The organism is Streptomyces rimosus subsp. rimosus (genome assembly GCF_000720725.1).
Lineage (GTDB): Bacteria > Actinomycetota > Actinomycetes > Streptomycetales > Streptomycetaceae > Streptomyces > Streptomyces rimosus_A.
Genome location: NZ_JOCQ01000049.1, coordinates 46,632 through 59,301, shown reverse-complemented (window position 1 = coordinate 59,301; position 12,670 = coordinate 46,632). Strand labels below are relative to the sequence as shown.

The window sequence follows — 12,670 nt, the reverse complement described above, 5'->3', positions numbered from 1 at the left end:
GTCTGGATTCACCCGCCGTAATCGGGGAACTCAGACCCTCGCACGGCTTTTTGCCCGACGACGGGTCCTGCCGCGAGAAATCGCAGACCTATGGCCGTGTCCGCCTTTACAGTCAACTCTCCTTGTCGACACGGATCTTGAAGGCCAAGAGGTACGCGATGTCGGAATACCCCGCGGTGGCCCGCCGGATGTGGCGCCAGCTGGAGCCCGTCCATGCCCTTCTCTACTTCGCACCCGAGGCGTTCGAGGAGGCGGCGGCCCTCGGTTACGACACCGACTCGCGCTGGCCCAGTTACTTCGCCTGGCGTACGGCGCCGCTCGGCGCGGCCGGCCCCGACCTGGTGGCCGCGACGTTCTACAGCTTCAGCCCGCGGATGATCGCCCGGTACGTTCCGGCGATCTGGTCGACGGCGGCGCCCGGCAAGATACTCGACGCCCGGCTGCAGGCGGTGGACCGCATACTGACCGGCCTGATGAGAACCGGGCGGATCTCCGCCGACCAGATCGCCGAGGCGGCCCGGCTGGCCCGCCAGGCGGCCGAGAACGCCTCCATGGCCGCCCGCCCGCTGGCCGCGGCCAACCGCGACCTGCCCTGGCCGGACGCGCCGCACCTGGCGCTCTGGCACGCCATCACGGTGCTGCGCGAGCACCGCGGCGACGGCCATCTGGCGGCCCTGCTGACCCACGACCTGGAACCGTGCGAGGCCCTGGTGTCGTTCGCCGCGATCGGCGCCGCGCCGAAGGCCAACTTCAGGAGCCGCGGCTGGACTTCGCAGGAGTGGAGCGCCGCGCACGACCGGCTGGCGGCGCGCGGCTGGATCGCTCCGGACGGCAGCCCCACGGACCGGGCCCGCGAGGGCCGCGACGAGGTCGAGCGCATGACGGACCGGCTGGCCGCCGGGCCCTGGCGGGCCCTGGGCCGTTCCCGCGCGGAACGCCTCGCCCAGCTGCTGAATCCGCTGCTGGGCACCATCTCGGATGCCGGGCTGCTGCCGCGGCACGGGACGCTGGGGATCGGCGCGGTGAAGGTCGCGTACCCGTAGCGGACCGGCGTACGGCGCGCGGCACACGGAGCCCGGCACCCGGCCGCGCCGCGGCGCCCCCGTACGGAACAGGCCCGCACCCCGCGGCGGGCCGCACGCCCTTTCACCCCGCCACGGCCCGCCGCGCCAGCACCCGGATGACGTCCGCGTGCGTGACCCCGTGCTCGGCCAGCACGGACGCGGCGAGGCCCGGTTTGGCCACCATGGCGAGCAGCAGGTGCTCGTCGCCGATGTGCTTGTCCCCGCGGCCGAGCGCGACGCGCAGCGACCGTTCCAGTACGGACTTGGCCTCATCGCCGAAGGGGCTTCGCAGCGAGCGTCCGCGTCGCGCGGGCCGGCCGGAGGTGGCGAGCGCGCCCGCACCGTGCGCCTGCTCCACCCGCGAGACGACCTCCGCCACATCGATGCCGAGCCCGGCCAGCGCCTCCGCGTCGGCGGCCGTCAGGCCGCCCCGGCGCCGGGCCTCGTCCACCGACCGCTCCACGGACGCCCGGCGCTCGCGTACGCCGAGGGCGGCGAGCGCCTCGGCGCCCGGGGAGCCCCGGCCGTCCAGCAGGGCGAGCAGCAGCTCGCCCTCGCCGACCGTGCCGGGGCCCGGCCGTACCGCGTAGGCGGTGGCGCCGCGCACCGCGTCCCGGGCGCTCGCCGTGAACCGTTCGAACATCAACGCCTCCCGTGCTTCTTGTGGACCGCCTGCCTGCTGACTCCCAGCTCGGCGGCGATGTCCTGCCACGACCAGCCCTGCACGCGGGCACTGCGCACCTGTACGGCTTCCAGCTGCTCCAGCAGCCGGCGGAGTGCGGCGACGGCGCGCAGCCCGATCCGGGGGTCCCGATCGCCCGCCCGCTCGGCGAGCTTCGTTGCTTCGCTCATGACGTCAATTTAGGTTGACGTGCGGGACGGTGTCAATAGCGGTTGACGCGGCGGCCGCGCCGCGCCGCCGATTCCGTACTCGACGCGTGGGACTCGACGCATGGGAGGGGCAGCCGCGCCCCGACGCGCTGCTGTCGCTCAGCACCTTCCTGAGCGACGACGGCAGCCACGTCCTGAACTACGCGCAGTGGACGGACGACGACGCGCACCGGGCGCGGGTACGCCACCGGCGGCCTGCCACCATCAGCCGTATCGATGAGTCGATTCCCGGCATTCGGCGGCCGGGAGTGACCCGGTACACGCGCCACCGCAGCTACGTATCCGACGGGACCGCCGGTCGGCAGCCCGGCCTACTGGTCACTCCGACGTTCGCCACCACCGGCCCGGCGGCCCAGCACACGCTTGCCGACCTCGTGATCGACGCGCTGGAGCGGGCACGCGTACCGGGGCTCCTCGGGGCGCACCTCCACCTCTCCAAGGACGGCAGCCGCGTCCTGAACCTCGCCGAGTGGGCGGACACCGCCTCCTGGCGGGAGTTCGCGGGCGGCGACGTGGCGGCCCGGCTGCACAGGAGCCTGGTGAACGCCCCGGCCCCCTGAGGCGCCCGAACCGCCCCCTGGCCGGTCAGGTGAAGATCCGGTCGAGGTGATAGTCGATGGTGGCCTGTACGTCGGCCATCGTGCGGCGCCCGTGGAGCACGTCCATCCCCAGCCCGGTGACGCCCGACACCAGCAGGTCCGCCTCGCGCGCGGGGTCGGTGCCGGGCCGTACCGCGCCGATCCCCCGGATCAGGTCGGCGACCAGGGACTCCACGGCCTGTTCGCCGTGCAGGAACACCTCGGCCATCGCGGGGTCGGCCAGGCTGCGCACGAAGTACGCGGTGAACACGCGGAGCGCCAGCGCGCGTTGCTCGTCCAGCGGGAGGAATTCGATCAGTACGGCGCGCAGGACGGCCCGCAGGTCGCCGCCTTCGTACAGGCCGGCCATACGCGCGCGGGCGCGCCGGTCGTTCTCCTCGTGCAGCATCCGCAGCGCCTCGACCAGCAGGCGGTGCTTGCTGCCGAAGTAGTACTGGACCACCCGCAGCGACACCCCCGCCTCGGCCGCGACCTCACGCATGCTCACGGCTTCCAGTCCGCGCCCGGCCGCGATGCGCCAGACGGCCTCGGCGACCTGACGCCGGCGCCGCTCCCGCGCGCCGTCCGATGGGGGCTCGGGCTGCGGGGGCTGTGGTCCGGGAGCGGCCGTGGCCCCTTCGGGACGGTCGGCCGTACGGGACTTCCTGCGCCGCCGGTATGCCTTCGCCTGGCAGCTCCGCGAGCAGTACGCGGGTGGCCGCCCACGGACCGCCGCGGGCAGCCCCGTACCGCAGACCCGGCACCCGGTCGTCTTTTCGTCACGCACGGAACCAGGGTACCGCGCCACGCCAAGCGTGACGAATATCAGACAGTGGCCGCACAGTCAAGACATCGACCCGACTTTATTGATACGGTCGTATCCAAGGCACGAGGAAACACCGTCACGGAAACGGGGAGACGACCATGAACGAAGCCTGGTACCGGCTGCTGTCCATCCTGGTGTTCACCGCGGGCTTCTGGGAGGGGCCCGCGGCCATCCTCTACCGGGTCATCAGCGACGACCACGGCACCCCGATGCGGCCCGTCAACTACCTCGACGCCCCCTGGAACTACGTCGCCTCGGGCGCGGTCATCGTGGCGGCCTTCGCCCTGCTCGCCGTCCTGGACAAGGGGCGCGAGAAGGCACTCGCCCGCGACCGGAACGCCGGGGCCGCCCGCACGCACACCGGCACGCACGCGGGCTGAGCGCCCCGGCGCCCCGCGGCCGTCACGTCAGCTCGTAGACCTGCCCGGTCTGCCCGCCCTCGACGGAACGGACGTACGCCGCCGCCACCTGCTCCAGGCTCACCGACGCGATGCCGGGGAAGAAGGCGCCGTAGTCCGGGAGGGATTCGGTGACCACGGTCGGGCTCACCGCGTTGACGCGCTGCGGCGCGATGTCGACCGCGGCGGCCCGTACGAACGACTCCACCGCGCCGTTGGCCATCGCCGCCGCGCTGCCGGTGGGTATCGGGTCGCGGGCGAGGACGCCGGTGATCAGGGTGAAGGAGCCGCGTGCGGAGATGCGGGCGGTGCCCTGGCGCACCAGCTCGATCTGGCCGAGCACCTTGCCGCGGAAGCCCGCCGCGTAGTCCTCGGCCGTCATCTCGGCGACCGGTTTGAACGGTGTGTCACCGGCCGCGCTGACCACCGCGTCCAGTGTCCCGGCCCGCTCGGCGGCGCGCTCGTACGCCTCGGTGACCTGCGCCGGGTCGCCGATGTCCAGGCGCAGATCGCCACCGCTGCGGCCGACGGTGATGATCTCGTGGCCGCGTCCGGCCAGCGTCTTGTGTACGGCGGTGCCCAGTTTCCCGGTCGCGCCGATCAGGAGGATCTTCATACGGAGGACGCTAGGCGGGGCCGCGCACGGGAGGGAAATACCTTCTGCGGGCGATTTATGCTCGGGGGTTATGAGTGACGAACGGCGCGGACCCGGGCGTCCCGGCCCGGCCCCGTACGGAGGTGCGCGGTGAACGTGGAGCTGCGGCACCTGCGCGCGCTGGCCGCCATCGGTGACGAGGGGACGATCACCGGCGCGGCGGCGGCCCTGCACGTCAGCCAGCCCGCCCTGTCCCGCACGCTGGAGCAGTTGGAGAGCCGGCTGGGCACCTCGCTGGTCGAGCGGACCACCCGCCGGCTGCGGCTCACCCCGGCCGGACGGCGGCTGTACGAGCACGCCCACCGCATCCTCATCCAGCTGGACGACGCGCTCGCGGAGGCGACGGCCGGGCCCCGGCCGTTGCGGGTCGGTTTCGTCTGGGCCGCGCTCGGCCGGCACACGGTGCCGTTGCTGCGCGAGTGGCGGCGGACGCGCCCCGACGCGCCGGTGGAGGTGCACCGGCTCGCCGACCCCGAGGCCGAGCTGCGCCGTGGCTCCGTCGATCTCGCCTTCCTGCGCACCCTCCCGGCGGACGACTGTGCGCTGCGCACCGTCGCGCTGTACCAGGAACGGCGGATGGCCGCGCTGTGCGAGAGCGACCCGCTGGCCGGCGCCGACGCCGTCGGGCTGGCCGATCTGACGCACCACACCATCGCGCTGTGCGCCACGGCGTGCACCACGAGCACCGAGCTATGGCCCGCCGGGCGGCGGCCGCACCGCACCTTCGAGGTCGCCAACGTGGACGAGTGGCTGACGGCGATCGCGACCGGCGAGGCGGCCGGGGTGACGGCCGAGGCCACCGGGCACAGCCATCCGCATCCGGGCGTCCGGTACCTGCCGATCACCGACGCCGGGCCGCTCACGGTCCTGCTGGCCCGGCCCCGTACGGCCACGCACCCCGCCACCGCCGCCTTCGCCGACCACGCACGGCGCACCCTGGGCGGCGGCGCGGCGGACGCCCCGGTCACGGGCGCGGCACCGGCCACCGCCTCAGTCCGTACAGGCGCCGGCCGCCGTCCGTACCGTCAGGGTGACGATGGCCGCGACGCCGTCCGTGCGCAGTGAGACACCCGCGTCGGCGCGCAGGAGGGCGGCGTCGTGGTGTTCCAGCGACACCGGGGGCGCGGCGGGCGCGTACCCGTCCAGTGTCGTACGGCCGGACAGCGCGACGATCAGCCGCGTGCGCTCCTCGGCCGGCTCCCGCGGGGCGGTGGCCGGGCGCGGTTCGGCGGCGTACCGGTCGCGGGTCAGCTCCACGGTCGCCGTCGAACGCTGGCGCCGCAGCATCACGTTGAAGTTGACCACCGGCCCGTCCAGGAGGCGGCAGTCGGTCGGCGCGTCGCCGGGGAAGGCGAACGGGCAGTGGCCCGGCAGGAGGTGGCGGGTGCCGTCGACGGTCAGTTCCAGTCCGGCGCCCTCGGCCACCGTCAGGACGCGGTCGACGCCGGGCAGCGCGGAGTACGGGCCGTCCCGGCCCACCTCGGCCAGGCTCACCCGCCAGTCGAAGGCGTCCCAGCCCGCGCCGGGCGGCGCGGCGGCGATCTCCCGCGTCACGCCGCCGCCGTTGCTCCAGGCCGACGCCGTACGGCCGGCCGCGCGCAGCACCCGCACCCGCACCCCTCCCCGCTCCCGCGCGCCTCAGACCGTCAGGACGACCTTGCCGAACATCTCGCCCTCGGCCAGCTTCGCGAACCCCTCGCGCGCCCGGTCCAGCGGCAGCGTCGTGTCGATGACGGGCCGCACGCCCTTGGCCGCGCAGAAGTTCAGCAGCGAGGCCAGTTCGTCCTTGCTGCCCATGGTCGAGCCGACGACCTTCAGCTCCAGGAAGAAGATCCGGTTCAGCTCCGTGCGCTCGGGGTTGAAGCCGCTGGTGGCGCCCGAGATGACGAGGGCGCCGCCGGGCTTGAGGGACTTCACCGAGTGCGACCAGGTGGCCGCGCCGACCGTCTCGATCACGGCGTCCACCCGCTGCGGCAGCCGCTCGCCGGTGGGCAGGGCGGCCTCGGCACCCAGTTCGACGGCGCGCTTGCGCTTGTCCTCGCTGCGGCTGGTGGCGAAGACCCGCAGCCCGGCCGCCGCGCCCAGCACGATCGCCGCGGTGGCCACGCCGCCGCCCGCGCCCTGGACGAGCACGCTGTCCCCGGGCCGCACCCCGGCGTTGGTGAACAGCATGCGGTACGCGGTCAGCCAGGCCGTCGGCAGGCACGCGGCCTCGGCGAAGGACAGCTCCTTCGGCTTGGGCAGCACGTTCCAGGCGGGGACGGCGACCTGCTCGGCGAAGGTGCCCTGGTAGCGCTCGGTGAGGATGGAGCGCGGCTCGTCGGGGCCGACGCCGTGCCCGCTCTGGCCGATGACCGAGTGGACGACGACCTCGTTGCCGTCCGCGTCGATGCCGGCCGCGTCACAGCCGAGGATCATGGGCAGCGCCTCCTCCCCGAGCCCCACGCCGCGCAGCGACCACAGGTCGTGGTGGTTGAGGGAGGCGGCCTTGACGTTGACGGTCGTCCAGCCGGGACGCGCCTCGGGGGCCGGGCGCTCCCCCAGTTCGAGGCCGCTCAGCGGCTGGTCCCGGTCGATGCGGGCGGCGTAGGCAGCAAACATGATCCCAACGTAGGGCGCGCGGGGGCCGGGCGGTACCGGGCCGGGGTGTGACACGCGCCGCGCCGCACAACGACGGAAGGGCCCCGCACAACGAGGGAAGGGCCCCGCACGGCGGCGGGACCCTTCCGGTGGCATCGGCCTCGGCTCAGCGGCGCGCGACGCCCTCCGCCCGGGCGGCCGCGGCGACCGCCGAGGTCACCGCCGGGGCGACCCGCTCGTCGAACGGCGACGGGATGACGCACTCGGCGCTCAGGTCGTCGGCGACCACGGAGGCCAGCGCCTCGGCGGCGGCCAGCTTCATGCCCTCCGTGATGCGGGTGGCCCGCACCTGGAGCGCGCCGGCGAAGATGCCGGGGAACGCCAGGACGTTGTTGATCTGGTTCGGGTAGTCGCTGCGGCCGGTGGCGACCACCGCGGCGTACTTGTGCGCGACGTCCGGGTGGATCTCCGGGTTCGGGTTGGCCATCGCGAAGATCAGCGCGTCCTTGGCCATCTTGGAGACGGCCTCCTCCGGCACCGTGCCACCGGAGACGCCGATGAAGACGTCCGCGCCGTCCAGCGCGGTCTCCAGCGACCCGGACAGACCCGCCTTGTTGGTGAAGGAGGCCAGCTCGCGCTTGACGTCGGTCATGTGCTCGTCGCGGTCGGCGGTGACGACGCCCTTGCGGTCGCAGACCGCGACGTCACCGATGCCCGCCTCGACGAGGATCTTGGCGATGGCGAACCCGGCCGCGCCCGCGCCGGAGATGACGGCGCGCAGCTGGCCGAGTGAACGGTTCGTCAGCTGGGCGGCGTTGCGCAGCGCGGCCAGCGTGACCACGGCGGTGCCGTGCTGATCGTCGTGGAAGACCGGGATGTCCAGGCGCTCCTGGAGCCGGCGCTCGATCTCGAAGCAGCGCGGCGCCGAGATGTCCTCCAGGTTGACGCCGCCGAAGGACGGCGCCATCCGCACCACGGTGTCGACGATCTCGTCGGTGTCGGTCGTCGCGAGCGCGATCGGCACCGCGTCCACGCCGCCGAACTGCTTGAAGAGGATCGCCTTGCCCTCCATCACCGGCAGGGACGCCTCGGGGCCGATGTCACCGAGGCCGAGCACCGCGGTGCCGTCCGTGACCACGGCCACGACCTGGGACTTCCAGGTGTAGTCGTGCACCAGCTCGGGTTCCTCGGCGATCGCGCTGCACACCTTGGCGACGCCGGGCGTGTACGCGAGGGAGAGGTCCTCGCGGTCGCGCACCGGCACCGTCGCCCGGATCTCCATCTTGCCGCCGCGGTGCAGGAGGAAGGCCGGGTCCTGGCACTGCCGCTCGTCGCCGCCGTCCGGTCCGGACCCGGGCGCGCCCTTGGCGTCCTGGCCGGTGCCGGCGTTCGTCTGCGTGTTGCCGCCGCTGTGGGACTGGGCGGTCTTGGCTGTCACTGGTTCAACCCCTTTATTCGTCTGTCAGTTGAGGGTGACCACTCCCTGGTCGGGGTGGGCGGGCACCGCGTCCGTGCCCTGCGCGACGGATGGCCGTCCCGCGGGGGGAGGTACGGACGCCGGGCGCGCCGCACACGCGCCCTGAGCCCCGGATGAGGGGTGTAACGCACCTTTCTACCGGACGGGTGCGGGCCCCGACGAGTCGGATTCGTTACCCCCGGCTTACAACTCCGGCAATAGCCGTGAACAGCGTAAACCGCTGGAAGTTCCCCATGCGCTGTCCGCACTGCGAGACGCGGGCCCGCACCGGCCGCCGCCGCGCGCCCCTTCGTGCGCAGGTCACCCTTGGGGCACCTGGCATGCGCCACTCCGCTTACGTCCGTTATCCGATTTTGACCTGTACGACAGTCCGGATAGCGGTGTCCGGATGGCAAGATTCCGTCACCAAACGAGGTCGCGACGCCCGAAGGTGTGTGCCCGGCCCCTGCCAGTCGGCTTCTCCCTCATCCGCAGGAGGATCAGCATGACCGCAAGCCCCACCCGTCGCCCGGCCGCCGGCAGGTCTCGGTCGGCCGCGGCCGCGGCGGCCGCGGTCGCCGCCTCGCTGCTGCTGCTCAGCGCCTGCGGCGACCAGACCGACGCGGCCATCGCGAAGCGCGAGGCGGCCAAGAACCGCAACCCGGACGCGCCGCTGTTCAAGCTGCTGCCCAAGGACGTGCAGGACAAGGCGATGATCCAGGTCGGCTCGGACATCTCGTACAAGCCGGTGGAATTCCGCACCAACGGCGAGGTCACCGGCATCGACCCGGACCTCGCGGACGCCATGGGCAAGGTGCTGGGCGTCAAGCTGAACTTCAACAACGCCACCTTCGACACCCTCATGGGCGGCATGAAGTCCAAGCGCTACGACATCGCCATGTCGGCGATGACGGACACCAAGGACCGCCAGCAGGGCGTGGACAGCACCACCGGCAAGAAGGTCAGCGACGGCGTCGACTTCATCGACTACCTCGACGTCGGCGTCTCGATCTACACCCAGAAGGGCAAGACCCAGGGCATCGACGGCTGGGAAGCCCTGTGCGGCAAGAAGATCGCGGTGCAGCGCGGCACAGTCTCGCACGACCTGGCCAAGGAGCAGACGAAGAAGTGCGAGGAGTCCGGCACGGGCCCGATCTCCATCGAGGCCTTCGACAACGACACCGAGGCGCAGACCCGGCTGCGCACCGGCGGCGTGGACGCGGTCTCCAGCGACTACCCGGTCGCCGCGTGGGCGGTCAAGGCCTCCGGTGGCGGCAAGGACTTCGAACTGGTCGGCTCGCCGGTCAAGGCCGCTCCGTACGGCATCGCGGTGCCCAAGGACCGGCAGCAGCTGCGCGACGCGCTCAAGGCGGCCATGGAGGCCATCGTGAAGAACGGCAGCTACGCCCAGGTGCTCAAGAAGTGGAACGTCTCCGACGCCGCGGTCAAGGAAGTCAAGCTCAACGGCGGCAGCTGAGCGCGCCGAGCCCCGCCCGGCCGTGTGCCCGCTCCGCCCGCGCACGGCCCGTCCCTCCCGCCGAACGCTGAAAGGCAACACCCGTGTCCGTTGACGTCGACAAGCCGGCCCAGCCGCCGGCGGACGCCCCGCCGCCCGCGCCCGAGCCGATCAAGGCCATCCCCGTCCGCCATTACGGGCGCTGGGTCGCGGCGCTGATCGTCATCGCCCTGCTCGCCCTGCTCGTGCGGGCCTTCGCCGCCGGCAAGGTCAACTGGGGCGCGATACCCGACTACATGTTCAACGCGGACATCCTCCGGGGTCTGCGCAACACCCTGCTGATCACGGTGCTGTCGATGGTGATCGGCATCGTGCTGGGTGTGATCCTGGCCGTGATGCGGCAGTCGAAGAACCCGGTGACCTCGACGGTCGCGTGGTTCTACATCTGGTTCTTCCGCGGCACGCCGGTCTACGTCCAGCTGTTCCTGTGGTTCAACCTGGGCCTGGTCTTCCAGTACATCGACATCATGCCGATCTACAAGGACGAGTGGTCGGACTTCATGACCCCGTTCCTGTGCGCGCTGCTGGGCCTGGGGCTCAACGAGGCCGCGTACATGGCGGAGATCTGCCGCGGCGGTCTGCTGGCCGTGGACGAGGGCCAGACGGAGGCCGCGCACGCGCTGGGCATGAGCCACGGCAAGACGCTGCGCCGGATCATCGTGCCGCAGGCGATGCGCGTGATCGTGCCGCCGACCGGCAACGAGGTCATCAACATGCTCAAGACCTCCTCGCTGGTCATCGCCGTGCAGTACTACGACCTGCTGCAGTCGGCGCAGAACGTGGGCCGCGACGCCGGTCCCGTGGTGGAGATGCTCGTCCTGGCCGCGGTCTGGTACCTGATCGCCACCTCGGTGCTCAGCATCGGCCAGTACTACCTGGAGCGGTACTACGCCCGCGGCGCCAGCCGCCAGCTGCCGCCCACGCCGATCCAGCGGCTGCGGGCCCGGTTCGGCGGCGTCAACCGTTCGTCGGCCGGAGGTGCCGCATGACCAGCAAGTCCACCCCCATGGTCAAGGCCGAGGGCGTCCACAAGTCCTTCGGCGCGGCCCACATCCTCAAGGGCATCGACCTGGAGGTCGCGCCCCGTGAGGTGTTCTGCCTGATCGGCCCGTCCGGCTCCGGCAAGTCGACGTTCCTGCGCTGCATCAACCACCTGGAGAAGATCAACGCCGGCCGGCTGTCGGTCGACGGCGAGCTGGTCGGCTACCGGGAGGCCAACGGCAAGCTCTACGAGCTGCGCGACCGCGAGGTCGCCGCGCGCCGCCGCGACATCGGCATGGTCTTCCAGCGCTTCAACCTCTTCCCGCACATGACGGCGCTGGAGAACATCATGGAGGCGCCGGTCCAGGTGAAGGGCGAGGCCAAGGCGTCCGCCCGGGAGCGCGCTCTGAAGCTGCTGGACCGGGTGGGCCTCAAGGACAAGGCGGGCAACTACCCCTCGCAGCTCTCCGGCGGCCAGCAGCAGCGCGTCGCGATCGCCCGCGCGCTGGCCATGGAGCCGAAGCTGATGCTCTTCGACGAGCCGACCTCGGCGCTCGACCCGGAGCTGGTCGGTGACGTGCTGGACGTCATGAAGGACCTGGCGGCAGACGGTATGACGATGGTGGTCGTCACCCACGAGATGGGCTTCGCGCGCGAGGTCGGGGACTCCCTGGTCTTCATGGACGACGGCGTGGTCGTCGAGTCCGGCCACCCGCGCGACGTGCTGGCCAAGCCGCAGCACGAGCGCACCAAGTCGTTCCTGTCCAAGGTGCTCTGACACCGCCGGGGAACGGCACGGAGACATACGTGACGGGCGGTACGTACGGGCGCGGCCGGCGCCTTCGTACGTACCGCCCTTCGTGGGCGCGGCCCGCCGGGCGGGGCCTACTTCAGCCCGAGGACCAGCGCGTCCATGGGCGAGCGCCACACCGCGCGCGCCTCGCCGAAGCCGGACTCGCGCAGCACCTCGCAGTGCCAGGCGACCGAAGGGGTGTCGCCGTCGGCGTGCTCGCCGTAGATCGCGAAGCGCTCGGCGGTCGGCGCGGCGAGCACCGGGTCGGCGGCGGCCTTGTCCCACCAGTCACGCCAGTCGAGCGCGCCCGCCTCCTTGGCCCGCTCCTGGCGCGCGTGCCGGAAGGCGCGCTCGGCCGCGTCGATGCGCGGGGTGTCGCCGTCGGGCATGTGGTCGGCGTTCATGAAGACGCCGCCCTCCCGGACCAGGCCGCCGAGCTGCCCGTACAGTCCGCGCAGCGGGCCGGTGTGCATCCAGTGCAGGGCGGTGGCGGTGAGTACGGCGTCGTACGAATCGTGGGGCAGGGCTTCGGTCCAGCGGGGGTCCTTGAGGTCCGCGCGGACGAACGTCACCCGGTCGTCGCCGGCGAAGTAACCCTCGGCGATGGCCAGCAGCGCCGGGTCGAGGTCCACGCCGACACTGACGGCCTTGGGGAACCGCTTGAGCAGCCGGTCGGAGATACTGCCCGTACCGCACGCGAGGTCCAGCACCCGGGGCTCCGTGCCCACCAGCGCCTCGACCATGTCCAGCATCACGCGGAACCGCTCCTCGCGGTCCGGCATGTACCACTCCTGCTGGCGGTCCCAACTGTCCTGCCAACCCTGCCAGTCAGCACCGACGGCGGTCTCGGTCATAGCGTTACCTCCAGGCCGTAATACCCTCGTAGCAACAACACCTATTACGAACACTAGAGCGCGCGCGTAAGGACTACA

The 12,670-nt window shown here is 72.2% G+C and carries 14 protein-coding genes and 1 pseudogene; 7 read left to right on the top strand and 8 right to left on the bottom strand.

The features are described from left to right. Window positions 1–158 precede the first annotated feature (158 nt). Window positions 159–1,043 carry an SCO6745 family protein gene (locus IH45_RS0124525; RefSeq protein WP_030672352.1) on the top strand — a complete coding sequence of 295 codons (885 nt, stop codon included), beginning with the start codon at window positions 159–161 and terminating at the stop codon, window positions 1,041–1,043. Between the two features lie 103 nt (window positions 1,044–1,146). Here IH45_RS0124525 and IH45_RS0124520 read toward each other — a convergent pair whose 3' ends face one another. Together IH45_RS0124520 and IH45_RS0124515 are read right to left on the bottom strand one after the other, a co-directional pair. Beyond that, complete coding sequence (locus tag IH45_RS0124520; protein ID WP_030672349.1) at window positions 1,147–1,707, bottom strand: Clp protease N-terminal domain-containing protein; 561 nt, start codon at window positions 1,705–1,707, stop codon at window positions 1,147–1,149. Beyond that, window positions 1,707–1,916: an RNA polymerase sigma factor sigma-70 region 4 domain-containing protein gene (locus IH45_RS0124515; protein ID WP_030672346.1), complete on the bottom strand. Its 210-nt coding sequence runs from the start codon at window positions 1,914–1,916 to the stop codon at window positions 1,707–1,709. Before IH45_RS0124515 ends, IH45_RS0124520 begins: the two co-directional genes overlap by 1 nt. A gap of 86 nt (window positions 1,917–2,002) precedes the next feature. Here IH45_RS0124515 and IH45_RS0124510 point away from each other — a divergent pair, with 86 nt between their 5' ends. Then, window positions 2,003–2,515, top strand: a complete 513-nt coding sequence (locus IH45_RS0124510) for an antibiotic biosynthesis monooxygenase (protein WP_234440652.1) — start codon at window positions 2,003–2,005, stop codon at window positions 2,513–2,515. 25 nt (window positions 2,516–2,540) lie between these two features. Here the strand turns inward: IH45_RS0124510 and IH45_RS0124505 are convergent, their stop codons facing one another. Further along, complete coding sequence (locus IH45_RS0124505; protein WP_199810713.1) at window positions 2,541–3,320, bottom strand: TetR/AcrR family transcriptional regulator; 780 nt, start codon at window positions 3,318–3,320, stop codon at window positions 2,541–2,543. A gap of 137 nt (window positions 3,321–3,457) precedes the next feature. Between IH45_RS0124505 and IH45_RS0124500 the strand changes: the two genes are divergently transcribed. Beyond that, window positions 3,458–3,739, top strand: coding sequence for a hypothetical protein (locus tag IH45_RS0124500; RefSeq protein ID WP_030672338.1), 282 nt, complete (start codon window positions 3,458–3,460; stop codon window positions 3,737–3,739). A gap of 22 nt (window positions 3,740–3,761) precedes the next feature. On the opposite strand, the gene IH45_RS0124495 is transcribed toward IH45_RS0124500, so the two are convergent. Next, the gene (locus tag IH45_RS0124495) at window positions 3,762–4,373 is read right to left on the bottom strand and encodes a short chain dehydrogenase (RefSeq protein ID WP_030672335.1); all 612 of its coding nucleotides are present in this window, start codon (window positions 4,371–4,373) and stop codon (window positions 3,762–3,764) included. 129 nt (window positions 4,374–4,502) lie between these two features. Here IH45_RS0124495 and IH45_RS0124490 point away from each other — a divergent pair, with 129 nt between their 5' ends. Then, entirely contained in the window at window positions 4,503–5,477 is a 975-nt protein-coding gene (locus tag IH45_RS0124490; RefSeq protein WP_050515148.1) for a LysR family transcriptional regulator, read from the top strand. Here IH45_RS0124490 and IH45_RS0124485 read toward each other — a convergent pair. From IH45_RS0124485 to IH45_RS0124475, 3 genes and pseudogenes are all read right to left on the bottom strand, one after another. Next, window positions 5,403–6,023, bottom strand: coding sequence for a HutD/Ves family protein (locus IH45_RS0124485; protein WP_032918239.1), 621 nt, complete (start codon window positions 6,021–6,023; stop codon window positions 5,403–5,405). The two genes, IH45_RS0124490 and IH45_RS0124485, sit on opposite strands and share 75 nt — an antisense overlap. A 27-nt stretch (window positions 6,024–6,050) precedes the next feature. After that, the gene (locus IH45_RS0124480; protein WP_030672327.1) at window positions 6,051–7,013 is read right to left on the bottom strand and encodes a zinc-binding dehydrogenase; all 963 of its coding nucleotides are present in this window, start codon (window positions 7,011–7,013) and stop codon (window positions 6,051–6,053) included. Window positions 7,014–7,158: 145 nt separating this feature from the next. Beyond that, window positions 7,159–8,310, bottom strand: a pseudogene (locus IH45_RS0124475) (NAD(P)-dependent malic enzyme); the annotation flags it as partial. Window positions 8,311–8,953: 643 nt separating this feature from the next. On the opposite strand from IH45_RS0124475, the gene IH45_RS0124470 reads away from it, so the two are divergent. From IH45_RS0124470 to IH45_RS0124460, 3 genes are all read left to right on the top strand, one after another. Beyond that, window positions 8,954–9,925 (top strand): ABC transporter substrate-binding protein, encoded by a 972-nt coding sequence (locus IH45_RS0124470; protein ID WP_030672320.1) that lies wholly within the window; start codon window positions 8,954–8,956, stop codon window positions 9,923–9,925. Between the two features lie 83 nt (window positions 9,926–10,008). Next, window positions 10,009–10,953, top strand: a complete 945-nt coding sequence (locus tag IH45_RS0124465; protein WP_030672317.1) for an amino acid ABC transporter permease — start codon at window positions 10,009–10,011, stop codon at window positions 10,951–10,953. Between the two features lie 17 nt (window positions 10,954–10,970). Next, the gene (locus IH45_RS0124460) at window positions 10,971–11,723 is read left to right on the top strand and encodes an amino acid ABC transporter ATP-binding protein (protein ID WP_078897761.1); all 753 of its coding nucleotides are present in this window, start codon (window positions 10,971–10,973) and stop codon (window positions 11,721–11,723) included. A gap of 107 nt (window positions 11,724–11,830) precedes the next feature. Here the strand turns inward: IH45_RS0124460 and IH45_RS0124455 are convergent, their stop codons facing one another. Next, window positions 11,831–12,592 carry a class I SAM-dependent methyltransferase gene (locus IH45_RS0124455; protein ID WP_030672311.1) on the bottom strand — a complete coding sequence of 254 codons (762 nt, stop codon included), beginning with the start codon at window positions 12,590–12,592 and terminating at the stop codon, window positions 11,831–11,833. Window positions 12,593–12,670: the final 78 nt, after the last annotated feature.